A 24,362-nucleotide genomic window follows, 5' to 3' on the forward strand; every position below is an offset into this window, starting at 1 on the left:
TAATCCCAGTGGACGGCTGAGCCGGGCGGGACGGAATCAATGCGAACCACCGTCGTATAACACCCCTCAACCATACAAAATAACAAGCATAAAAACAATAGTTTACGAAACATCGTCGATGTCTCCACTGCCGCACTCTTTATTACAGCCGAGATAAGGCGCCATGTCAACAGAGGTTGGGGAACTTAGGATAATAAATTCCCTTAGATCGAATATGAATCCCACGTATTGCGGATAAGATCAAGGTCTTCGACGGATCGGATGACGACGTTTCCAATTTCCACGGGAAAGACAAAACGCAAATGGCCACGTTCTACCTTTTTGTCATGGAACATAGATTCGAGCAAAGCGTCCGCCGAAAGATCCGGCTTGCTCAGGGGAAATCCGGCGGTTGTCAGCAGGGAACGCAGGCGCTGCACGGCTTCCGGCGGAGTAATCCCCAGTTTTTCGCCAAGCATCGCTTCGGCCAACATGCCGATGGCGACGGCCTCGCCATGAAGATAACGCCCATAGCCGGTCAGCGCTTCCACGGCATGGCCGATGGTATGGCCGAAATTGAGGATGGCGCGCAAGCCGCTTTCGCGCTCGTCCTGCTCGACGACGCGGGCTTTGATGCGGCAATTCCAAGGAATAATGGCGGTATAAATCTCTTCCTCCGCCGCCAGCAGCCGATCCAGCGCGGATGATACCGTCTCGAAAAGCCCCGCATCGGCGATGACGCCGTGTTTGACGATTTCCGCCAGTCCGGCCTTGATCTGACGCCGATCCAAGGTTAGCAGCGTCTGGGGATCGATGAGTACGGCGCTGGGTTGATGGAAAGCGCCGATGAGATTTTTGCCGCTGGCGTGGTCGATGCCTACTTTGCCTCCGACGCTGGCGTCCACCTGGGCCAGCAGCGTCGTCGGAACCTGGATGAAGCGGATGCCGCGCAAAAAAGTGGCCGCCGCGAATCCCGCCACATCCCCCACCACGCCGCCGCCGAGGGCGACGACTCCGCTTTTGCGTTCGGGCTTCAGCGCCGCCATGCCGTCGTAAAGCCGCGAGAGGGTGGAAATATTTTTCTCCGTCTCGCCCGCCGGAAACGTCAATACGGCGGCATGGAAGCCTTCCCGTTCCAGCGAAGTTCTCACCCGTTCCGCATAGATTGGCCCCACGTTGGAATCGGTAATGACCGGTATGGGAGAATGGAATCCCGCTCGCCGCACAAAAGCGCCCGTTTCATCCAGAAGACCGCAGCCGACGACGATCCCATAGCTGCGATCGCCCAGGTTTATAGCAATTTCCGTACGCGAGTTGGATGGATTCATGATTTCACCTAATCGCTGCTGCGGTTTTATATTCCAATTAAGATGATTCTATGCCGCAAGATAATAGAAAACCGGTTAGAAGCATGAAAAAAGCAGTATACCATTTTTGAGGCGGGCATCCAATGCGCTTAAACGCCGTAAGTCATAAGGATTAGGCGACCGGTCCGCCGTCCGCTTTCGCTCCCCAGGAGAGCAGGCGATAGCCCGCTTTGGCTTTGCGCTTGAATTCATTCCAACTGCGCAATTCCAGAAGACGGCGGATGAGATATTTTCCCCGGAAATAAAATCGGCGGTAGCCCCATTGCATGAGGCGGATCAACTCGCTGCGGTTCATCGTCTCTTCCCATAATTCGGGAACGAAATCGGGCCGGGGATCGCGGGCGAATTCCCGCCAATAATCCTTTCGATACAAGCCTCTTTCGAAGCCCAGGCGATACAGTTCCGTAGCGGGAAAAGGAGTGGCGAGAGCTAGGTGGATATAGTCGGCGTCCAGACGGCGGGCGTATTCGATGGTTTCGACCGCCTGCTCGCGGGTTTCGCCGGGATTGCCGAGCATGAAATAGCCGAGAGTAGCGATACCGCGCTGGCGGGTTTGATGGAAGACGGTTTTCGTCCGTTCCAGGTCGATTCCTTTTTGCAGCGTTCGCACGATCTCTTCCGTGCCCGCTTCGACGCCGTAATGGATGCGGGAGCATCCCGCCGCCGCCAGGGCGTCCAGCATCTCTTCCGACATGGCGCTGATATGGGCGCGGATATCCCAGGCGAGAGAGACGCCGCGTTCGATCTTCAACCGGCAGATATCCATTACCCGGTCGCGGCGAATGTTGAAGGTGTCGTCGTAAACGAAGATTTCGCGTATGCCTATTTTCTCGCAGAATTCCATCTCCTCGACGACGCTGCGGGCGCTGCGATAACGGAATTGCTTGCCTAAATGGGGGCGGTCGCAGAAGATGCAGCGCATGGGACAGCCCCGGCTGGTCATCATCGTCGTGATAGGGAATTCTTTCGCCAATACGGAATAATAACGATCCTGATCGAGCAAATGCCGTGCGGGCATGGGCAGCGCGTCCAAATCCTGATTCAAGGGGACCGATGGCGTAAGATAGACCTCGCCCTGGCCGTCGCGATAGCCGATGCCATCCACTACGGATAGATCTTTGTCTTCGGCTAGACACTCGATCAATCGTGTAAAGGTAACCTCGCCTTCACCGACAACGATGTAATCGACTTCGGGGATGCTCATGGTTTCCTGCGGGTAGATATAAACGTGAGGACCGCCGAAAATCACTGGAATGGAGGGATCGGCGCGTTTGACGGCCTTGGCGCAAAGGACGGCGTCAATAAGCGTGAAGGTCATCGCTTGCACGCCGACGGCGTCGGGCCTTCGGCGGCGAATCTCGGCTTCGATCTGTTCGTAAGATAGATCGTCCAGATAGGCGTCGAGAATTTCGACGCTATGGGAAGAGTATTTTTCCAGATAGGCCGCCACATAAAGAAGGCCGAGTGGGGGATAAGCGCCGGTCTCCTCGTCTACAACGCTGGGAACGTTGGTGGAGATCATGTGATGTCCGGGCGGTTGGATCAATAATACCTTCACGGCGGCTTCACGGCTTTCTAAAAAAGATGGAGGTGTTTTTTGTCATCCCGATTAACGGAATCGAATCTTGGTTCTATTATAGCGTAGAGCGATTTAGAAAGGGCGGAAGGCGGCGCATGGAAATAGATTTCCATTCATTCTCCAAACGGTGCAAAGAAGAAAAAGCCATGACTATTCCGAACGTAATTCCTGATTCCGTCATTCAAGAATGGCAGGAAATCGTCGATATTCTCGCCGAAGTGAATAACGCGCCCGCCGCTTTAATCATGCGCATTGTCGAAGAGGATATCGAAGTATTCGCTGCATCCCGACATTTGGACAATCCCTATCGCCTTGGCGAGAAAGAGCGCTTAATCGGATCGGGCTTGTACTGCGAAACCGTGATCAAAACCAAAAAGAAGCTCCTTGTTCCTAATGCCTTGACCGACGAGAAATGGAAAAAGAATCCCGATATCCACCTAGGCATGATTTCCTATTTCGGATTTCCCCTCTTTCATCCTAATGGAGAACCCTTTGGAACGATTTGCGTATTGGATAAAAAAGAGAATCATTTTTCAGACATCACGGAAAGGCTTATGATGCGATTCAAAAATCTAATTCAACATAACCTTGAGTTGATCTATGTGAACTCGATTTTAGGAGAGGAAAACAAGAAGCTGACGGATTATCTTTCAGAAATCCAAACTCTTCGCGAAATCATTCCCATATGTTCTTATTGCAAAAAAATCCGTACAGAGAACGGAGAGTGGGAACAATTGGAGGAATATCTCGCCAAACATACGCGATCCGCGTTTAGTCACGGTTTTTGTCCCGAATGCGGAAAGAAGCATTATGGCCGATAATCGAAAAATCTATATGATGTTGAGCCTCTTGCATAATTCTGTTATTCCTCCCCCATGATTGGGGGAGGTTAGGAGGGGGTTGACGTAAGTCCATTAAAATCAACCCCCCTCTAACTCCCCTAAGTTTGGGGGGAGAATTTAAAGATGGATTTCATTAATTTTGCAAGCGCCTATGTTTTTTATTTTCTTCGTTTTATTAAAGCATAAACTTCTTGACAGGAGAACAAGACGAACATGATCGAGCGATACACCCGCAAGGAGATGGGACGCATCTGGAGCGATCAATTCCGATTCGAGACATGGCTGCAAGTGGAAATCGCCGCCTGCGTCGCGCAAAACAAGTTAGGCGTCGTACCTGACGAAGCTCTAAAGGAAATTCGGGAGAAAGCCGCCTTCGATATCGACCGCATTCATGAAATCGAAAAGACGGTGGATCATGAAACCATCGCGTTTCTGACAAGCGTCGCGGAATTCGTCGGCCCGGCGTCGCGTTATATCCATTACGGCATGACTTCATCGGACAAACTGGATACAGCGCTGGCGCTGCAACTCGTCGCCTCGGCGGACTTGTTGATCGCTGGCTTGAAAAAATTGCAAGCCAGCGTAGGCGAGCTGGCCAAGAAGCACAAACATACCGTCATGATGGGCCGCACTCATGGCATTCACGCCGAGCCGATTACCTTCGGTTTGAAAGTGGGAATATGGTGCGCCGAACTGGGGCGGCATATCGAACGAATGCAACGCGCCAAAGACTCAATTCGCGTAGGCAAACTATCCGGCGCCGTAGGAACCTTCTCCCACGTCGATCCCCAGGCGGAAGCGCTGGTATGCGCGGAATTAGGGCTAGAAGCGGATCCTATCAGCAATCAGATTATCCAGCGCGACCGCCATGCGGAATATCTGAGCGTCATCGCCATCGCGGGGGCCACGCTGGAAAAAATGGCGACGGAAATCCGGGGATTGCAAAAAACGGAAATCCACGAGGTGGAAGAGCCGTTCCCGCCGGGACAGAAGGGTTCGTCTTCCATGCCCCATAAAAAGAATCCCAACCTCAGCGAACGCATCTGCGGCCTGGCGCGGCTGCTGCGCAGTTACGCCGTCACCGGCTTCGAGAACGTAACCCTGTGGCACGAGCGGGACATCTCCCATTCCAGCGTGGAACGAATCACGTTGGCGGATTCCTCCATCCTGCTGGATTACATGCTGGAACGGATGGACTGGATTATCCGCGACTTGAAGGTCTATCCCGAACGCATGAAGAAGAACATGGAATGCTCTCACGGCTTGGTCTTCTCGCAGAGAGTTCTGTTGGCGTTGACCGCAAAAGGATTCTCGCGCGAAGAAGCCTACCGCATCGTCCAAACTGCGGCTTTGAAAGTGTGGGAATCGGATATCGGCTTGCTGGACGAGCTGAAGAACGACGAAGAGGTGCGCAGCAAATTGAGCGCGGAAGAGTTGGAAGCATGCTTTCAACTCGATGACTTTCTGAAAAATGTTGACTTTATTTTCGAGCGGCTGGGATTGTAAGAGAAGAAAAAAAACAAGCAGCGATAATCATGGCTCCCGAAAAATAGATGCGTTTTTTATCTTCGCCCTATCGATGGATTCGCAAATAAAAAACAATAGAACCAATGAGAATATCCCCTATAAAACATGAAATGGGAGGAAAAATCGATGGACAAAAACGCTCCTATAATAGGATGTTCTTGCTGTTCTATGTCGCGAAGGTGTTTTCTTAAAACCTCCAGCGCCGCCCTGGCCGCCTCTCTCGCAGGATGCGCGACGGTCAAGTCGTCGGAGAATGCCAGCGAACTTAGCGAGTATATCGATATCCAAAGTTTCCGTCCGAAGCCGCAAGTGCGCATCGCCAGCATCGTCGTTCGAGAAAAGCCGCCTTATTGGCTGGGCTGGCCGGGTACGGCGTATCCGCTGGAAGAATATCGCGAGAAATACGCCGATATCTTCGCAGCCGCGGCGCAAAAAACCGGCGCGTCTCTATTGCCCGATAACCAATTCATCGAAAGCGAAGAGGACGCCAACCGGTTCGTCGAAAAAGCGAAGGCGGAAAAACCCGACGCCGTGTTGATGTTGGTGCAAAGCGGAGGCGCCTGGCGCTGGCGCGACATCGCCGCCCAAACCGGCTTGCCTACGATCATCTTCATGCCGGTTGGGACGACTTTCACGGGATCGGTTTTGAACAAAACGGCGCGGCTGCCAGGCGTACATCTCATATCGTCACTGGATACGAATTGGGTGGAACAGGCGCTGCGGATGGTCCGCGCCAAGCGCCAGTTGGAAGAGACGCGCTTGCTTGTGGTGCAAGGAAACGAACGGAAAGAATCGGATATGGAACTCCTGGGGACGAAAGTGCGCTATGTTCCCCGGCAAACGTTCCGCGATTTATTCGACCGTATGCCCGACACGGAAGAAGCGCGAGAGGTCGCCCAAACGATGCGCCGCCGCGCCCAAAAAATCGTGGAACCTTCCAAACAAGATATTTTGAACGCCGCGCGCTCTTACATGACGGCCAAACGGCTGCTGCGCGACGAATCCTCCAACGCGCTCACAACCGACTGCCTGGGCATGGTATCCGCCAAAGCGGTTCCCACGCCGCCGTGCATGGCTGCCAGCCTGTTTCAGGACGCGGGAGTTACTTACGGCTGCGAGGCGGACGTATTCGCGGCAATGTCGCTGTTGCTGGTGAGTTACTTGTTCGATAAACCGGGATTTATGCAGGACCCGGTTCCGGATACCGTCAAAAACCAGTTGATCGCGGCTCACTGCGCCTGCGGAACGCGATTGAACGGATTCGATCAAAAGCCGGAAGATTTCATCCTGCGTTCTCATTCCGAATCGAATATCGGCGTATCGATCCAGACGCTTTGGCGGAAAGGCCAGCCGGTAACGCTGCTGCGACTCAACAATCCGCGCGAACTTATTTTGGATACAGGCGTGGTGGTTGGCAACGTAAACACGCCGCCCGCCGGAGGATGCCGGACCAGCGTCGAGATCGCCATGGACGGTGTCGAAGACGTGCGCGACGTCCTCGGCTTCCATCAAGCCGTGTTTTACGGCAACCATCGCCGCGATGTGGAGGCGTTTTGCCAAATGTATGGCATTCGCGTAATCCATTCGCCGGAAAAATCAACGAAAGCCTAGGGGATTGTTTTAATGTATTGGGAGTAATATCGAGTCTTATTAAGAATGTAACTTATAATTCCCTCGCCCTCTGGGAGAGGGTTAGAGTGATGGATTTATAAGTCTAATAATATCAACCATCACCTAACCTCTCCCCATCTTGGGAGAGGAATTTAAAAACAACAATCTCAATGCAATTTGGTATTGCAATTTTCCTATCCCCTCATTTCATCCTTTCATTCCACAATAATAAGTCAAGCGAAATTTTCCGGCGTTACCGCTAAGTAACAGCGTTACCCAGCGGTAACGCTTAAGACGGCGTCAATTGAGAAAAAGCCATGGGCGCGGCGCGTTCTTAAAAAGATTATTTGATATAATCTAAGCGCTTGCTTTTATTCGATTCTCTCGCCGAGTTGCTATTAGGCTGAACCCAAAACTTCCCGTCATGATATGAGAAATCCCAAACCAGCGGCGTTTGGTACGAATCTTGATCGATATTTCGACGCTGGCTTATTGATCCTAAGGTTCAAAGAGAACGAACGATGACGGAAGGCGATCGGGGCATAAACGAACGCCTGTGCGCGTTGGAAAACCGCGTACAATCGATCCAACATTCGATCGAGAATTTATGGGAGCGGTTTAACGCCATCGTCGAAGACGCCGGTCAGCCTTGCTCATTTCAATCCGAATTGCCCGTCGGCGCAAGGATGTCAAAAGAAGAAGGCAAAATCGCCGATCCGATCGATCGCATATTTCAGGGTGAATTGTTTATGCGCCTCGCCGCCGTCTGTTTCATCCTTGTCATTGCATTGACCATCCGCGTTCTCACTGAAAAAGAAATTATCCCTGCAAACATCGGAGCGGTCAGCGGCGTTTTATACTGTTCCCTCTTAACGCTATGGAGTTTCATCGCCAAGAAGCCTGCATCGCCAATCAGTTTAACCATCGGCGTTTGCGGCCTGGTCGTGTTGTCGTTAATCGTTTACGAAACGCACAAATCTTTCCATAGTCTTTCGTTATCGGCAAGTTTTATCATTGTCTTAGCAGGAATGATATCCGCAATAGCGTTGAGCTGGCGGCGCAGCGCCCCTCTCGTAGGTTGGATCGGCCTGCTTTACGCTCCGATTGTGATAGCCGTCCTAACCTTTCCCTTCTTATCTCATCCTATGATATTCATGGTTTTATTCGCCGCCGCAGGCATCGCTCTTTCCGCTCGCGAATCGTTGGGATTATGGCCTGCGCGGACAGGATTAGGAATTTTGACATGTTTCTTTTTATTTTGCTGGGACAGAAATTTAAATGTCCATTTTTATAAGGCTGCGCCGGAAACGTATTTAGCCAACGGCTGGATCATCGCCGCAACGGCTGGATTCGCCGTTCTTTTCGTTTTACCGTCAATGGCCGCCGCATTTTCCCGGCGCGCATTGTCTCCGTTTGAAAAAATGGCGCCCGCCGCTGCGGTTTCCATCGCCTATTATTTCATCGAAAGCGAATTCCGACGGTGGAGCATTCATGATTCGCGTCACGCCATGGCGCAAATGGCGATCTCCGGGATATTCCTCGGCATGGGCGTAGGATTCGGAGTTCACAACAACGAATTCAAATACGGTTTGCGAACTTTCTTATTCGCTGGCGTCATCCTCTTATTAATCTCCTCGTTTTCCGCGTTTCAAATCAGCGCTCCATTTATCGTACTATGGTCTCTGGGGGCATTGTCTCTTTTGGGATTGGCGTTTTATTTTCGCAGCCCGGATCTTCGTTTGTTCTCCTATCTTTTGCAACTTTGCGTGTTTGCCGCCGCCTTGGCTCATGGAATTCTTTTTGCGCAGGAAGGGAATCAAGCGGTTCCCTGGCTTCTCTCTTTCTATATGGCGGCGGCGATGCTTTTGCATTTCTTGGGAAGCCGCGCAACGATCGGCGCCCATTCGCCGGATGCGGCTGGAAGCGGCTGCAGCGATGCGATCGCCATTACGTTGCTGCTCTGCGCCATCGCCTCTGTTTTTTTAATGGGACGCAATACTCTTTGCGCCGCCTCGTCAAATACCCGCCTAATCGGCTGCGGCCAATCGATCTGGCTGACGGCCCTGGCGGCGGCGGCCTTATACGCGGGCATTCGATTCAACAGCCGGCGGATCATGATCGCAGGATTCCTAACCTACGCGGCGGCGGCGGCCAACGTCGCATTCTTCGATCTGTTGACTGGCTTGGATGCTTTCGTCATTTTGAGCGTCTTCTCCTTTGGCGCGTTAGCCGGAATCAGTTCCTATCACATGCGGAAAGCTATGAGGAGCCGCGAATGAACGCTTGGTTATCTCTCTTTTCTCCTAAACGAATTTGGAAAGGAATGCGCTGGCTCTTTTCTTCCGAGAAACTCGATTACGCTGACGTACCAGCCTCCGATCGCAAAAGAAGCATTCAATTTTATTGGAAATACCTTTTTTATGCGGAGTCTCTCGATGAATCCGGCGAACCGGAAATTCATCGTCCATCCTTTTTCTCTTGGTTGTTTAGCGCCGAGCCGATCGACGGCGGCGTTATCGATATTGAAGCGAACGCTGCGCCATTATCCAATTATTTTAGAACGAAAGGGCGATCTCCTATGGAACATGCGAAACATTTAGTCCGCGCCATCCTTTTAATCCTGGTTGTCTTGTGCATCCTCGAACTATTCCGTCAATCCATGCGTCCCGAGTCCTATGGCCAATCGGGACCGTTCCGCGAAGTAGCGATGAAGGAAAAAACGGCGCTTCCCATCGTTTATCAAGACAAACAACTCTGCATTTCCTGTCACGAATCCAAAGCGAAGACGGTGCTCGCATCCAAGCATGGCGTTATCGATTGCCAAATATGCCATGCTCCCTTGGGACGGCACGCCGCCGAAGGCGCAAAACCTGAAGAGAAAAACGAAGATATGGCGATCGACCGTAGTCCCGAATTGTGTTTGCGCTGCCATCAAAAATTGACCGCCAGACCCGAAGCCATCAAACAAATCGATTTTTCCAAACATATGATTGACAACGAACTTAAGGAAGAATTGGTTCCCGGACTTTGTTTGGAATGCCATTCTTCGCATGAACCCGATCTTTAATGCGGCAAGGAGATAGTCAATGAATAAGGATCGACGGCGATTTCTCAAACTCTTAACGTCTTATTTCGGCCTGTTGGCCGCAAAAGACGGCGTATACGTCCGCTTGCTCGGCGGAGAGAATCTCTCCCAGGATTCCACCGCAGATGCGGAAGCGTACAATCCGGAAGATCATCTTTACGCTTACGCTATCGATACCCGCAAATGTATTGGATGCGGGATGTGCGTAAAGGCGGACCGGCTCGAGAACAAAGTCCCGCCTAAAAACTTCCGCACCTGGGTGGAACGCTACCGCATATCCGAAGCGGGCGATGTGGATATTGATTCTCCTTCCGGCGGCGAAAACGGCTTCCCGCCGAGAGTATCGGGCTTCAATGTCGCCAAGGCGTTTTTCGTCCCCAAACTCTGCAACCATTGCCGCCATACGCCTTGCATTCAAGTTTGTCCCGTGGGAGCGTCCTTCCATACGCCGGAAGGCGTCGTCATGGTGGATTCCGGATGGTGCATCGGCTGCGGTTATTGCGTCCAGGCGTGCCCGTACGGAAGCCGCTTCATCAATCCGGAAACGCACTGCGCCGACAAATGCACGCTATGCTATCACCGGCTCGTGAAAGGCTTGCAGCCCGCCTGCGTCCAAGCTTGCCCCGTCGGAGCGCGCCAGTTCGGCGATTTGAAACGCGCAGGGGATCCCGTCCGCCAACTCATCGCCCGCGAACGCGTTATGGTTCTTCAACCGACTTTGCTGACAAAACCGAATTGCTACTATCTCGGCCTCGATCAAGGAGTGCGATAAATGGAACTTTCCGGCTATTCCTATCCCAACGACTTTTTCATCGATTGGAGTTTGATGATCGTTCTCTACCCGTACATCACGGGCTTCGTGGCGGGAGCGTTTATCGTCTCTTCATTTTATCACGTGTTCGAACGAAACGAATTAGAGCCGGTAGGCAAATTATCTCTTCTCTGTTCGTTCGCCTTCTTATTGTCCGCCGGTTTGCCCTTGTTGAACCATCTCGGACATCCCGAACGGGCATTGAACATTTTCTTGACGCCTAACTTTTCCTCGGCTATGTCCGGCTTCGGATTCGTTTACACGTTTTACTTGATTGTCATGGAATTGGAACTCTGGCTGGTGTATCGCGAATACATCGTGGAAACGGCTCGCCGCAGCCGGGGCTGGAAGCGGCGCGCGTTCAAGTGGCTCTCGCTCGGCGTTTACGACCTCTCCCCCGAATCGCGAGAAGTGGATCGAAAAGCCATCCGGGTTTTAGCGGCCATCGGCATCCCGGCGGCCTGCATTCTCCACGGATATGTCGGGTTTCTTTTCGGAGCGTTGAAATCGAATCCCTGGTGGTCGACGCCTCTCATGCCGGTGATTTTTCTCTTTTCCGCCGTCGTTTCGGGCATCGCGCTTTTAATCGTGATCTATCAAACCGACCGGAAAATTCACGGCATGAGAATCGATCAAGAGTGCGTCGCTTCTCTGTCGCGATGGTTGTGGTTGTTCATGATTGTAACGGTTTCGTTGGAAATTCTCGAAATCATCACGCTCGCTTACGAGCAATCGGAAGCGTGGGAAATTATCGGCGCTCTTTTAACCACAAAACTCTCCTTTAGCTTCATTTCCGTTCAAATGATTCTGGGATCGCTGGTTCCCTTCGTTTTGCTCATGGTCGTCGTGCTCATGAACTCCTATCTGCATGAAAAAGTCAGAAACACTCTTGCCTTCATCGCCGCTGCGCTTTTGTTGATCCAAGTATTCGCCATGCGGTGGAACGTCGTCATTGGCGGCCAAATGTTTTCCAAGAGCTTCAGCGGCTTTAGACAATACCAGCCCGAATTCTTCGAGAAGGAGGGCATCCTCGCCGCCATCGTCATTATGATCGCGCCATTTTTGCTGCTTCACCTACTTAATATAATATTTCCTGCCTTTTCCGACCGCGAAGAAGCCGAAAAAGGCGCTATAGCGGCGCCAAAATGATATCCTTAGCCGATTCTCTTCCCGAACCGGCTGGGGACGATCTCGTCAGCGTCAACAGATAATGGGCGTCTGAGATCATTTGGCATACAGCGCCTGCCATGCTACGATAATGAGGCTTTCGCTTTGGATTTCATCGCGCCGTTAGACGGCGGCGTTTCTAGGATTTTCTAAAAAAATGGCGGCGTCTCGTATCGAACGAGTGAATAAAAATGAGCGCAGGACGGAATCCTCTTTGGAACTATCTCCATTTTAAAATCGCCGCTGGAACTACTTTATTCACGTCCGTCATTCTTATTGCTTCGTTTTCTTTCTTCTATTTGACCATCCGCGAAGAGCGCTCTCAGGATTTTTACGATCGAGCCCGAGAAATCGCGGATTTGGTCTATCGGTCTCTGGAAACGGCGATGCAGCACAAATCCCCCGATACTGGCCAGGTCATCGTCGGACAATTGGTGGACAGTTTACTGGAATCGGGCGAGTTTCAACGTCTTTCCATCCTCGACAAGAAGGGACGGATTTGGATATCCTCCTCCCGCGCCGAACAAGGGAAAGTATACCCGTCTCAAGACAAAGCATGTCTATCCTGCCACGAAAATTCTCAACCGCCTTCCTTCAATTCCAGCGGCGTCGACCGGGATTCGAATCCCGCTTTCTATCGCATTTCGCTCTCGTTCAACAACCGTAAATCATGCCAAGATTGCCATGCCCCCACGAGCCGAGTGAACGGCGTATTGATTGCGGATTTTTCTATGGAGCATTTCAACGCTGCTCTTGCGCAGTACTATAATTTCTTTTTAATCAATCTCGCCGTCTCCTTAGCGGGAATGCTGTTGGGTTTGCGATTTTTCCTGCGGCGGATCGTCGTGAACCGGATATCGCGGCTTTCCGGATTGACTCGCAGAATCGGCCAAGGCGATCTGCCTCCTATCAGCGACGTCGCCATATCGGATGAGATTTCGAAAATCGAACACGACTTCTACGAAATGTGCAAAGGATTGACCTATCAAAGAAAAAGAAACGAGGAGTTGCAGCAGGAATTGCTCCAACGGGAAAAACTGGCGACCATCGGAAACTTGGTGGCATGGTGCGCGCATGAATTGAATACGCCCATCGGCAACATCCTGTCCCGATTGGAATGCTTGAAAATGGAAACCAACCAAACCCCCATCCGGGACGAATTCGCGCAGGATTTAAAAGTCATCGAACGCCAATCGAAGCGGATGGCGCGCACCGTCCAAGGATTGCTCTCTTTCTCCCGCCAGAGTCCAGTCCAATACGAAAGCGTCCAATTCGAACGGGTAATTCGGGAGGCCGTGGATAGTTGCAGCCAGCAACTAAAGAAAAAGAACATTGCCATCGATTGCCAATGCGAGAAAAATTTGCCGGAAATCTTCGGCAATCCCGTTCAACTCGAACAAATGGTGATTAATTTATTGAATAATTCCGGCGACGCGCTGGATATAAACGGTAGAATCCTTCTTTCGGTTCGGCGGGAAAATACAACCGACTTCTCAGGTATAATTATGAAAGTCGAAGACGATGGCCCCGGATTTCCCCCGGAATTGTCTCAACGCATTCTTCTCCCCTTCGTTACGTCGAAAGGGCCGGGAGAGGGCGTCGGCTTGGGACTCGCCATCGTTTCGCAGATCGTCTCCCAGCACAGAGGAACCATCCGAATCGGGAAAAGTTCCTTCCATGGCGCGTTGACGGAGATTTATCTTCCCAATAAAAATTCGATGGATAAGTTCTATGGAAAATGAAGAGAAGGCTGGCAAGCGAGATAAAAATAGAATCAGGATTCTTCTCATCGACGACGAGGAAGACATGCTGGAAAGTTGTACGCGGATTTTGTCGCACTGGCAGTATGAATGCTATTCCGCTTCTTCCGGACGCATGGGAATCGCCTATTTCATTAATTACCGCCCGGATATCGTGATTTCGGATTTACGAATGCCGGATATTGACGGCATTGGCTTGCTCAAAGAATGCCTCTCCATTGACTCCAAAGCCATCGTCATATTGCTAACCGCATACGCCACCGTAGAAAACGCGGTCGAGGCGATGAAAATCGGCGCATCGGACTATCTGCAAAAACCCTTTACCGCCGAACAATTGAACAACGTAATCCAACGTCAAATCCAACTGCGAGGTCTCTTGCCGCCTACTATGCGTCCTGACGTCAAGGAAGAAGAAATCCCGCCGATTATCGGAAAAAGCGCCGCCATTCAAAACGTAATTCAGACGGTGGCTCAAGTATCCCGAACCGATGTGAATGTCCTTATTACGGGGAAAAGCGGTACAGGAAAAGAATTGATCGCCAAACGGATTCATCAATCCGGAACCCGCTCCCAAAAACCGTTTGTCCCCGTCGATTGCGCCTGTCTTTCCGAAGATTTGCTGGAAAGTGAACTATTCGGCCACGTCAAAGGCTCTTTCACTAGCGCTTCCACGGATAAAGCCGGACTTTTCGAGATAGCCCACCAAGGGACAATGTTTCTGGATGAATTATCGCACTTATCGCTCCGCAGCCAGGGAAAATTCCTGCGGGTCTTGCAAGAACGCCAATTTCGGCCCGTCGGCGGGAAAAAATTAATCGACGTGGACGTACGCATCCTTAGCGCTACCAACCGCGATTTGGAATGCGATGTTCGCGACGGCGCCTTCAGAGAAGACCTTTATTTCCGCTTGAATGTTATCGCCATCCACTTGCCGACCTTGCAGCAAAGGAAAGAAGACATTCCGCTTCTGATAGACCACTTTCTCCGCAAATTTACCAAAAACTCCGATCCTTGCGAAATTTCGCTGGAGGAAGACGCGCTGGAATTGCTGACGAAATACGATTGGCCCGGCAACATTCGCGAATTGGGGAATGTGATTCAGCGATGTCTCGCTTTGCTCAAAGATAACGTTATTCGGGCGGAAGCCCTTCCCGATGCGTTTCACGTTAAAAAGTCAAAAGTCCATCATTCGGAGAACCATCGTTTGACGGACGCCATTCACAGTGCGGAACGCGAGCAAATTATTCGTACGCTGCATTTGTATGGAGGAGAAAGAACGAAAGCCGCCAATCATTTAGGAATCAGCAGAAAAAGCTTATGGGAAAAAATTAAAAATTACCGAATCTCCAGTGAGGAGATAGAACTTTTTCATCAATAAGAATAAGGATTAATTTTATTGGGGGGTGGCAAGGGCAAGGTTGTTTCTGCCCTTGAGATATCCCACCATTTTTTCCATCATTCATCATTCATTACTCATCATTCCAACCGGACGGAAAAGCAAGGTTTTTCTGCTCTTGACCAAATTCCTAAGACTTGTGGATGGGGAAAAGTTACAGGCTATCCAAGGAATGACAAATCCGATTTTCGGTAAAATCGCCTATTAGACTTTATTCCGCTTCGTCAGATATAGTACTATGGAACGCAAAAAAAGGAGAATCGCCATGAAACATATTTCAAGAAGGTTATTTCTTTATACAAGTTTTTTGGGGCTTTCTACGGCAAAAAGGCTGCCCGCGATGGCGCAGGACGATGCGGCGAGGCCGTTGGGACAGCCCCCAGGATGTCAGATTTATGGGGTTCGCAAACAGTTGGCGGAGGATTTTGACAAAACTCTAAAAGTACTTTTTGCGGCGGGGTACCGGCTTCTTGAGTTTTGTTCGCCGCCAGGCTATGCCAACGATCTTGCTCCGCTGGTGAGCATGAGCGCCAAGACGATGCGCCAGAAGATTGATGACGCCGGGCTTCGCGTAGTCAGTTGCCACTACCAGTTCGACGAGTTGAAAGAGAATGGGGACGAGAGAATCGCATTTGCCAAGGAACTGGGATTGGAGCACATGATTGTCGCATCGGTTGGCCGCCCAAAGTCCTTGGACGCCTGGCTCAAAACCGCCGATGAATTGAACCAACTCGGCGAAAAAGTACAAAAAGCCGGTATGCAGCTCGGTTTTCACAATCATACGCAGGAATTTGAAACAATGGACGGCAAGCTTGTTTTCGATGAGCTGATGAAACGCATCGACCCAAAATTGGCGAATTTCCAGTTTCATTTAACCAGCCCAAGTTCCGGATTCAAACCGATCGATATTCTTACAAAATACCACGGCCGTTTTCTTTCGCTTCATATTATGGACTGGGCGGCGAGCGGCAACGATCGAGCGCCCGTAGGACAAGGCTTGATCGATTGGAAGAAGCTGTTTGCGGCGGCCAAGCAAAGCAACGTCAAATACTACTTTGTTGAAATGGATATGGACGCTTTAAAAGCAAGCGGCGCTTATCTTTGTTCTCTTAAAGTATAGAGGTTAGTAATTAAGGTCTTTCTCAAGTTCCAAGGAAAAATTCTTCTTATCTAGGAGATAACCAATGAGTAACCATATTAATCGCCGCCGGTTTATTGGATCCGCCGTATCCGCCAGCGCCTTTACCCTTGTTCCACGGAGCGCCTTAGGGGGAAACGGATTCGTCTCCGCAAACGATAGGATAACCTTGGCTCACATCGGCGTTGGAACGCAAGGAATCAACGAAATGGGAAGCCTGCTCGAGGATCCGCAGATTCAAATTGTGGCGATGTGCGATCCGAATAAGGACAGCAACGATTATATAGAGTGGGGAAAAAACAATATTCGGGACGCAATCCGGAAATATTTGAACAATCCCGCCTGGGGGGAAGGAAGAAGCGGCTGTCCAGGCGGCCGGGAAGTTGGCCGGGAAATTGTGAACGGCTACTACGCCAATCATCGCGGTAAAGAGAACTATCAAGGTTGCGCCGTCTATGCCGATTTCCGAGAACTGTTGGATAAAGAAAAAGATGTAGACGCCGTCAAAATCATGACTCCCGATCATCTGCACGCGACGATATCGATTGCGGCGATGAAAAAGGGAAAACATGTTTTAATGCACAAGCCGATCGCCAACCGATTACGCGAAGGGCGTTTGGTTCTGGAGACGGCGCGCCAAACGAAGAAGGCTACGCACCTTCTGGCCTATGGAAGCGGCTCTCAGAACGGAAGGATCGCGGAACTTATTAAACAGGGTGCGATCGGAAAATTGCGCGAAATCCACAACTGGTCGAACCGTCCCGTGTGGCCCCAGTATTCCGAGATTCCCGAAGATAAGCCGCCGATTCCGGATGGATTCGATTGGGATCTATGGCTGGGTCCCGAAAAGGCGCGTCCTTATCATCCGCATTACACGCATACCGTCTTTCGCGGCTGGTACGATTTCGGCGGCGGTTCTATGGCCGATATGGGAATATACAGCCTCTGGCCCGTGTTCGCTGCGTTGAACCTTGAAAGCCCGGCAAGCGCTCATGCTTGGGCGACCCATACCTGTTATATCAAAGATAACATAAGCAGTACCAGGAATAACGATTATTCCTATCCCATCGCTTGTTCCTTGCGCTTTCGCTTTGCCGCGCGAGAGGATAGGCCGGAAATGGATCTGTTTTGGTACGACGGCGGCATGAAGCCCCGGCTGCCTATATACATTGAAAAACAAAATGTCCAGATGGATAAAGAAGGCATCCTATTCGTCGGCGACGATGGCGCCATTATGGCGGAATTTCATGGACAAAAGCCGCAACTGTTTCGAAATGGAAAGGTTGAACCGCTTCCGATGAATAACGAAACGATAAAAAACGCCCCAAGAGAAAAACGCAATAAATACTGGATTCGCGAATGCCTGGGAGGCGAGGCGTCGCCAGGCAGCTTCCTGAATGCGGCGGCTATTACCGACGCCGTCAACCTTGGAACCATCGCTTTGCGGGCGGAAAAAATAATCGAATTCGATAGCGAGAAAATGAAAATTACGAATGTTCCGGATGCCAACCAATATCTCACCCGAGAGTACAGAGAAGGTTGGGAGTTATGAACCTAAAAACAGTGATTCGGGACAAGTGACGAGTGATTAGTAAAAGAAATTCAGCGACTTACGAAATACATTCCGCTCACCTTTTGGATAAATAGGAAGTTTCGATTCAACCCATCGATTTATTATTCAAATGAACAAATATATTCCGCGATTCCCTCTTCTACGGCGATTTCAAAGGAGGAGTTGCCGGGAACGAGAAACGTGGAACCGGAGGGATATTCGTTCCAGTCCATCGAACCGGCGAGCCTTACGCGGCAGGAACCGGTTACGATTTCCATGCGTTCGGGAGCGCCGGTATTGAAGGAATAAGAGCCAGGGTAGATAAGGCCAAGCGTTTTCTTCTTGCCATCGGGAAAAAGAACCGTATGGCTGACGACGTTGCCGTCGAAATAGACGTTGGCTTTGCAAACAACGCTGACATTATCAAATTGAGACGGTTGATTCATACGTTTTATCCTTTGCGAAGGGCAATATTAAAATCAAATCAAAATACCACATTTCGATGGATTCGAAACGAATAACTTTCCAATTGCGCTTATTTTCAATCCTCAACAGCGCGCCGCAATGCCGCCCGCGCCAATAGGCGAGTAGAATCCAAAACCGGCAACGGAGAATTTTGCGGCGTTACGATGAGGGGAATTTCCGTACAGCCGAGTACAACAGCGTCGCAGCCTAATTCTTTCATCTTCTCAATGATGCTCGCAAAACAAGCGGTGGATTCGGGCGTTATGATTCCATAAACCAATTCGGAAAAAATCATCGTATTGATCTTTTCGCGGTCTTCTCGATCAGGGATAAGACAGCCGATTCCCTTCCCATTCAACTTGGCCGGATAGACGGGACCTTCCATCAAATAACGGGTGCCGAGTACGGCCAATTGCCGGAAATGGAGGCGATCCGCTTCTTCGGCGACGGCTTCGGCGATATGCAGCCAAGGACGCTTGGCTTTTTCCAAAACCAAGCCGAAAGCCTCGTGAATCGTGTTATCCGGCGAGATCATGAAATCCGCACCCGCCGCCGCTAACTTAGCTTCGGACGCGAGCATCAAATCCGCTACACCGCGCCAATCCCCCGTCTGGATGAATCGCATATACTCGGCGAGAGGAAAAGTGTGCATCGTAATTTCGGGATGGGCGTGCTCTCCTAAATACTCCTTGCCTTCCAGACAAATGGTGCGGTAACATAGCGCCGCGCCTTCGGCGCTGCAGCCAACGATGCCGATATGTTTGCTCATTAGTTTTCCCTTCAAACGATTCAAGGATAAAAGCGGGCGCCGAATATCGCCGTTCCAACGCGGACGATAGTAGCGCCTTCTTCGATGGCGACGGGAAAATCGTGGGTCATACCCATCGATAATTCCATTCGGACTCCTGGATACAAAAAATCTTCAGCGTATTTTTCGGCGAGTTCCCTTAATTCCCTAAAAAAGGGCCGCGCGTCTTCAGGATCGTCCAAAAAGGGCGGAATCGTCATAAGCCCTCGGCAATGCACGCGGGGAGCAGATTGAACCGCTTGGATCAAATTCTCGAATTCCTTGACGTCCGCCCCCGACTTCGTCTCTTCTCCGCCAAGATTTACTTCCAACAAGATATCTGCCGTTCGGTCCAGTTTATCCGCCTCTTTTTGCAGCGCCTCTACTAATTTGGGACTATCGACGGAATGGATGAGATGAAAAAGAGCGAGCGCTTTTTTGACCTTATTCGTCTGCAAATGGCCGATTAAGTGCCATTGAATATCCAATTCATGAAGGGCGAATATCTTCCCTTCCGCTTCCTGCACGCGATTTTCGCCGAATACTCTCAATCCATCGCCGTAGGCATCGGCGACTTTTTCCGAGGCGCAGGTTTTACTTACCGCCATCAGTAGGATATCGTCAGCTCTCCGCCCGCAACGCTCGGCGGCATAAGCGATCGATTCTTGGACTCTTTTAATATTCTCCCTAATTTCAGACATTTCTCCCTAATCCCGCTATTGAAAAACTCTTGTTAAATAAACCGGGGGAACGCCTTCAAGCGTTCCCCCGGCATTCATTCAACTAGATGCTGCGAATTAACGCATCACAGGCCAAGACAACTCGGCATCCTGCAATACGTCGGCCGTCCAGTAAGGCGGATTGATCGGGAATGGGTAAACGTTATATTCGCCGATCTGATAATCGCCTACGCCAAACGCCGCCGCATACCTTGTAGAAGCGCCGCCAGTATGCGTACCGCCGAAGCCGTCGAACATAAACATACCCACGCGTCGCGCTCCAGCCGCAATCGGCACAGTCTTACCCGTCGTGTCTTTACCGAATACTATACTGGCCGAGATTTCTAATTCGAGGTCGCGAGCAATATCGAACGGGAAGCCATATCCTAGTTTATTAAACGGCGTAATACCCTTGACTTGCTCTTTCATTGCATCGGTAACCGTTACATCGCTGAACGGCGCGAATAGAACGATTCCATCAGCGCGAAGCAGAGCAAGGCCGATAAACTGGGTTCCGTCCGCATTGGGCATCAATTCGATATCGTAGAACTTGCCAACGCCTTCGCCCGGCGAGACGGGAACATCCGCCGCATTCACCGCTGGAGCGTTGCCGACGACATAAATGACGCCCTTGGCATCGAGCACGTAAGCGCCCGTTCCAATCAAATCGGTACTGTATTGGCTGTTGGCAGGATTGATATCCCGTCCGCGGAATATCTTCAAACCAACCGCCTTGGCGCCATCCTGCAAAGCAACCTTTGTATCCAAAGCCGCAAGAGCGCCGCCTTCCGCAACGATGCGTCCATCGCTTGCGAGTACGTAGAATCCATTGTTACCGGCAGGTTCGATGTCGACCAATGGCGAATCAAACGTAAAGCCATCGGCCAGTACGGGTATAATATCGCTGGAGAAGGCTCCAAAGTCGATGTTCGTTGCGGGATCGTTATCCCAATCGATGCCGCCGCGGTTCGGACCGCCTACAGCGCCCAAGCGCGGATTAACGGGAGCATAAGGTCCAATGTTGCCGCCGATCAAGAAGTAAGCGCCTTCAGAACCATTGCCGCCTTGCGCTACCGCTAGGGTTTCGCCTGTAAATTCCGCATCCTTGGCGATCGGATAGAACAATCCGTCAACAAAGAGGTACGGGCAATAAGCGGCAGGATCGGGAATGCCGTCAAACACGCCGGGATCGGTCAAAACGCCGGCGATCGTACCGCCAATATCGAAGTTATGAACGGCGGAGCCGCTTGTATATGTGCCGCCCATTTCATCCAACGACACGATGCCGAGGGATGGATTGATGGTAAACGCTGTGGGCGTCGGAGTCGGCGAAGGCATAACCGTCGGCGTCGCTGTCGGTTTAGGAGTATAGACCGGCACCGGGCTGGGCTGCCGCGTTGCTGTCGGCGTGGGCAGAACCGGAGTCGCCGTGGGAGTCGCCGGTACTGGCGTAGCTGTCGGAGTAGGCGGCACTGGCGTAGCTGTCGCCGATTCCGGAGTTGGAGTCGCTACGGCTGTTTCCGGCGTCGGAGTTGCAACCGCCGTTTCTGGGGTTGGCGTCGCCGTGGGAGTAGGCGGAACCGGCGTAGCCGTCGCCGTTTCCGGCGTGGGAGTTGCTACGGCTGTTTCCGGAGTAGGCGTCGCTACGGCTGTTTCCGGCGTCGGTGTCGCAACCGCCGTTTCTGGGGTTGGAGTAGCCGTGGGCGTGGGTGGAACCGGCGTAGCTGTCGGCGTTTCCGGAGTCGGAGTCGCTACCGCCGTTTCCGGCGTCGGCGTAGCCGCTGGGGATTCGGCAACGGTTACAGAACCCGCCGCGACGGTAATGCCTATCAAATCATCCACGATATTCGATAAGGACAATGACGTTGCGCCCGGCGAGGCCGCCGTATAGGTCAATTTCAGCAATACGCCATCCGCATTTACGCTGGCTGCGCCGCCTACGGCGCCTATGCGCACCGCGCCCGCTGGACTCGCCAGCGCTTGAGCGTTAACCGCCAGGAAGCTCTCCAGAAGCGTTCCAGCTTTATCCACGCCAACAAACGTCAAAATATTGTTGGACTGTAGAACGTCAAAGCCGAAGGCGTCAACGCCTTTTAGATTCTTCACCTGGATGGAAACAACTACGTTTTGGCCAACGCCGCTCGCCGTTGCGCCCAGAATCGTCAGTTCAGGCTTCGCGGGAATAGCCGTTGGTGTACTCGTTGGCGTTTCTACGGGAGTTTCCGTAGGAGTTTCGATGATCACCGGCGTCGGCGTCGCCGTTGGCGCCGGAAGCGGAGTATTCGTTGGCGCCGGAAGCGGCGTGTTTGTTGGAACGACTACAGGCGTCGCTGTAGGAGTTTCCGCCGGCGTTTCGGTTGGCGTTTCAACAGGAGTTTCGGTCGGCGTTTCCGTCGGCGATTCCGCAGCCCATGCTGCGCTCCCAGTCCCTAGGCCCAATGCCATAATGGCAACGAAAGAAAGGATGAGAAGGTGAAAATATTTTCCACGCATCAAATTGCCTCCATATTTTTTGAAAAACCCGAAGTTCCCACCTACTATACAAAATAAGCGGACTCGCGTCCAGACTTATTATAAAAAACCATCAAAAAAAATTTAAAACAAAATTCGATATTACGGCAAGATAATTTCTACCGTTTTATCTTCAAATTTCGTTTCGCCAACAATATCGTCCGCCGTGACGACGGTTTTTTCGTCGATCGCCATCCCATCCTTGATTTGAAAGGATGTTTTTTGCCCGGAGGCTCCGCCGATGATTTCAAACGTAATATCGCAAATCCGGGCATCCCCGTTGAAGCCAAGCCCTTCATTCACGGTTCCATCGAGAGCGCGATTTTCAGGTCGAAACAACAATACCGAAGCGATATCGTCAATGAGGCCGATATTTTCCTCTTGCGCCCGTTGTTGGATCAATTCGGGAGATTCGAAGATTTCGACGCTCTCGCGAATCAGCGTAAAATCATCATTGGAGTTGCTGGTCCAATAAAGGTTGCGTTCGTTCAGGAAAAAGAGCAAGGCGTTAATATCGCCAAGATTCAATACGTCTTTTCCATCCCCTATACGATCGCGATCGAAATAGCCGAAGACGTTTGCCGCCGAAACCTTCTCGCCAAAGCGTTCTCCCAGCGTCAAAATATCCGCAATATTCGAACGGCCGTCAAAGTTGATATCGCCCCGCGATTCATGAATATCGACGACGCGCAACACGGCGGGATCGAAGGCGATATCGCAATTCACTCCCACCAACTTCGCCGCCTCTTTCAACACCAGCGCGGCGGAGAATGTTTTACCGATAAAAACCGGCTGGGCATCCACCGTCGTTATTTTCTGCGAATCATTGATCGTGGAAGATAGGAAATCCAATACGAATTCCGTCTTTTTTTCTTGCGCCCACGCGAGTACGGCGCCGAAGAAAAGCGCAATGCCCCATAGTACGATTGCGGATATTTTTCGGGAAATCACGATTCTCGCCTCCACTCTCACCTTGCAGCCCTTTTCAACTCATTATCATATTCCTGGGCGGAAATGGCGGGGCCGACGAGGCTCGAACTCGCGACCTCCTGATCGACAGTCAGGCATTCTAACCAAACTGAACTACGGCCCCGTTTCGAATTTCGCTTCCGTCCGGGAATATAACGAAAATGGGCAAGACAGGAATCGAACCTGCGACCTCCTGCTTGTAAGGCAGGCGCTCTAACCAACTGAGCTACTCGCCCCAGCAATCCGTAAAACAATATAGTCAACAAAAACAAAACTTGTCAAGAAGAATAAACAACATACACAATCAAACTTTTATTCCGTTTCCGATACATGCCGCCGGATTAAGAATTCCCATCCCCCTATCGATATATCCGGTTGCGCCTATGACCGGCCTTTTCTTTAGCGCGAATATCCCTGATGGATTAGACCGCAAAGCAAACAGATGGTATTATAGAACAAACGAGCGACGAAATCATCCCTTAAGTTATTTATTTTTCAAAATTTTCACGATAAACCGTCTCTCGTTCGAGATTGAAGGAAAAATCTTTCCGACGGCTCGATCCTTGGCCATCAATCCCGGTGGCGCTGGCGAAAAAAAGCCTGCGCCATAGAAGCGGCAATTCATTCCGCCAATCTACGGAAACGCAACTCCGCCATCCATCTATTTGACGTTATGAAAACGATCCACGCATAGTTCCGGACATGCCGCAACCTTACGATCGAAAACCGTACGACAAAAAGAGCGTTCGAACATGATCCAACGCCGCCCATCCCCTTTCCGAAGAACCTCCACTAAAAAACGATTTCGAAGCATTCTCCACAAAGAACGGCGCGACGAAGAAATGCCCGTTTCCTGGTATCGGCAACGCGGAAATTTTATCACTTTGCTGATGATTTTCGTTATTCTCTTCCTCGCCATGGCCATGAAAGCCTATTTACTCTACACGAAAAACTTCGCGCTCTCCTCGACGCCCATCACAGCCGAAAAAACGCCAAGCTCGTCCGAGGAAATGGATTATGAAGAAGCCAAAAGCATCTTCGAAGGAAAACAAAAACAATCGCCCCATCAATAGCCCTCTTTATTCCCCTCAACAATA

General features: G+C 51.1%; 19 protein-coding genes and 2 tRNA genes. 12 read left to right on the forward strand and 9 right to left on the reverse strand.

Translation table 11 applies throughout. The features are described from left to right. Positions 1–203: 203 nt before the first annotated feature. Both aroB and AB1656_07475 read right to left on the reverse strand, forming a co-directional pair. Positions 204–1,307, reverse strand: a complete 1,104-nt coding sequence (gene aroB, locus AB1656_07470; protein MEW6235211.1) for a 3-dehydroquinate synthase — start codon at positions 1,305–1,307, stop codon at positions 204–206. 151 nt (positions 1,308–1,458) lie between these two features. Next, positions 1,459–2,904: a radical SAM protein gene (locus AB1656_07475; GenBank protein ID MEW6235212.1), complete on the reverse strand. Its 1,446-nt coding sequence runs from the start codon at positions 2,902–2,904 to the stop codon at positions 1,459–1,461. A gap of 167 nt (positions 2,905–3,071) precedes the next feature. On the opposite strand from AB1656_07475, the gene AB1656_07480 reads away from it, so the two are divergent. The 11 genes from AB1656_07480 to AB1656_07530 all read left to right on the forward strand — a co-directional run bounded on the left by AB1656_07480 (position 3,072) and on the right by AB1656_07530 (position 17,814). Then, positions 3,072–3,746, forward strand: coding sequence for a GAF domain-containing protein (locus AB1656_07480; protein MEW6235213.1), 675 nt, complete (start codon positions 3,072–3,074; stop codon positions 3,744–3,746). 234 nt (positions 3,747–3,980) lie between these two features. Further along, positions 3,981–5,273 (forward strand): adenylosuccinate lyase, encoded by a 1,293-nt coding sequence (gene purB / locus AB1656_07485; GenBank protein MEW6235214.1) that lies wholly within the window; start codon positions 3,981–3,983, stop codon positions 5,271–5,273. Positions 5,274–5,462: 189 nt separating this feature from the next. Next, entirely contained in the window at positions 5,463–6,905 is a 1,443-nt protein-coding gene (locus AB1656_07490; protein ID MEW6235215.1) for a hypothetical protein, read from the forward strand. A gap of 521 nt (positions 6,906–7,426) precedes the next feature. Further along, a complete protein-coding gene (locus tag AB1656_07495) occupies positions 7,427–9,184 on the forward strand; it encodes a hypothetical protein (protein ID MEW6235216.1) in 1,758 nt (585 codons plus the stop codon). Continuing rightward, a complete protein-coding gene (locus tag AB1656_07500; protein MEW6235217.1) occupies positions 9,181–9,972 on the forward strand; it encodes a hypothetical protein in 792 nt (263 codons plus the stop codon). The genes AB1656_07495 and AB1656_07500 overlap by 4 nt, the downstream gene beginning before the upstream one ends. A 19-nt stretch (positions 9,973–9,991) precedes the next feature. Continuing rightward, positions 9,992–10,762: a 4Fe-4S dicluster domain-containing protein gene (locus tag AB1656_07505; GenBank protein ID MEW6235218.1), complete on the forward strand. Its 771-nt coding sequence runs from the start codon at positions 9,992–9,994 to the stop codon at positions 10,760–10,762. Further along, positions 10,763–11,950: an NrfD/PsrC family molybdoenzyme membrane anchor subunit gene (gene nrfD / locus AB1656_07510; GenBank protein MEW6235219.1), complete on the forward strand. Its 1,188-nt coding sequence runs from the start codon at positions 10,763–10,765 to the stop codon at positions 11,948–11,950. Between the two features lie 209 nt (positions 11,951–12,159). Then, positions 12,160–13,710, forward strand: a complete 1,551-nt coding sequence (locus AB1656_07515) for a HAMP domain-containing sensor histidine kinase (protein ID MEW6235220.1) — start codon at positions 12,160–12,162, stop codon at positions 13,708–13,710. Then, a complete protein-coding gene (locus AB1656_07520; protein ID MEW6235221.1) occupies positions 13,700–15,106 on the forward strand; it encodes a sigma-54 dependent transcriptional regulator in 1,407 nt (468 codons plus the stop codon). Before AB1656_07515 ends, AB1656_07520 begins: the two co-directional genes overlap by 11 nt. A 283-nt stretch (positions 15,107–15,389) precedes the next feature. Then, positions 15,390–16,244, forward strand: coding sequence for a sugar phosphate isomerase/epimerase (locus AB1656_07525; GenBank protein ID MEW6235222.1), 855 nt, complete (start codon positions 15,390–15,392; stop codon positions 16,242–16,244). Between the two features lie 64 nt (positions 16,245–16,308). Then, positions 16,309–17,814 carry a Gfo/Idh/MocA family oxidoreductase gene (locus tag AB1656_07530; GenBank protein MEW6235223.1) on the forward strand — a complete coding sequence of 502 codons (1,506 nt, stop codon included), beginning with the start codon at positions 16,309–16,311 and terminating at the stop codon, positions 17,812–17,814. A gap of 122 nt (positions 17,815–17,936) precedes the next feature. Here the strand turns inward: AB1656_07530 and AB1656_07535 are convergent, their stop codons facing one another. The 7 genes from AB1656_07535 to AB1656_07565 all read right to left on the reverse strand — a co-directional run bounded on the left by AB1656_07535 (position 17,937) and on the right by AB1656_07565 (position 23,501). Continuing rightward, complete coding sequence (locus tag AB1656_07535; GenBank protein MEW6235224.1) at positions 17,937–18,260, reverse strand: pyrimidine/purine nucleoside phosphorylase; 324 nt, start codon at positions 18,258–18,260, stop codon at positions 17,937–17,939. A gap of 95 nt (positions 18,261–18,355) precedes the next feature. Beyond that, entirely contained in the window at positions 18,356–19,048 is a 693-nt protein-coding gene (locus AB1656_07540) for an amino acid racemase (GenBank protein MEW6235225.1), read from the reverse strand. Between the two features lie 20 nt (positions 19,049–19,068). Further along, positions 19,069–19,767 carry a YggS family pyridoxal phosphate-dependent enzyme gene (locus AB1656_07545; GenBank protein MEW6235226.1) on the reverse strand — a complete coding sequence of 233 codons (699 nt, stop codon included), beginning with the start codon at positions 19,765–19,767 and terminating at the stop codon, positions 19,069–19,071. 96 nt (positions 19,768–19,863) lie between these two features. Further along, positions 19,864–22,278 (reverse strand): hypothetical protein, encoded by a 2,415-nt coding sequence (locus AB1656_07550; protein ID MEW6235227.1) that lies wholly within the window; start codon positions 22,276–22,278, stop codon positions 19,864–19,866. Between the two features lie 120 nt (positions 22,279–22,398). Then, entirely contained in the window at positions 22,399–23,247 is an 849-nt protein-coding gene (locus tag AB1656_07555) for a hypothetical protein (GenBank protein ID MEW6235228.1), read from the reverse strand. A gap of 64 nt (positions 23,248–23,311) precedes the next feature. Further along, positions 23,312–23,389 (reverse strand) — tRNA-Asp (locus AB1656_07560). A 38-nt stretch (positions 23,390–23,427) separates the two neighbouring features. Beyond that, positions 23,428–23,501: transfer RNA gene (locus tag AB1656_07565), tRNA-Val, on the reverse strand. Between the two features lie 516 nt (positions 23,502–24,017). Between AB1656_07565 and AB1656_07570 the strand changes: the two genes are divergently transcribed. Next, positions 24,018–24,338, forward strand: coding sequence for a hypothetical protein (locus AB1656_07570; GenBank protein MEW6235229.1), 321 nt, complete (start codon positions 24,018–24,020; stop codon positions 24,336–24,338). Positions 24,339–24,362 lie beyond the last annotated feature (24 nt).

The sequence above is a fragment of the Candidatus Omnitrophota bacterium genome (assembly GCA_040755155.1).
Classification (GTDB): domain Bacteria; phylum Hinthialibacterota; class Hinthialibacteria; order Hinthialibacterales; family Hinthialibacteraceae; genus JBFMBP01.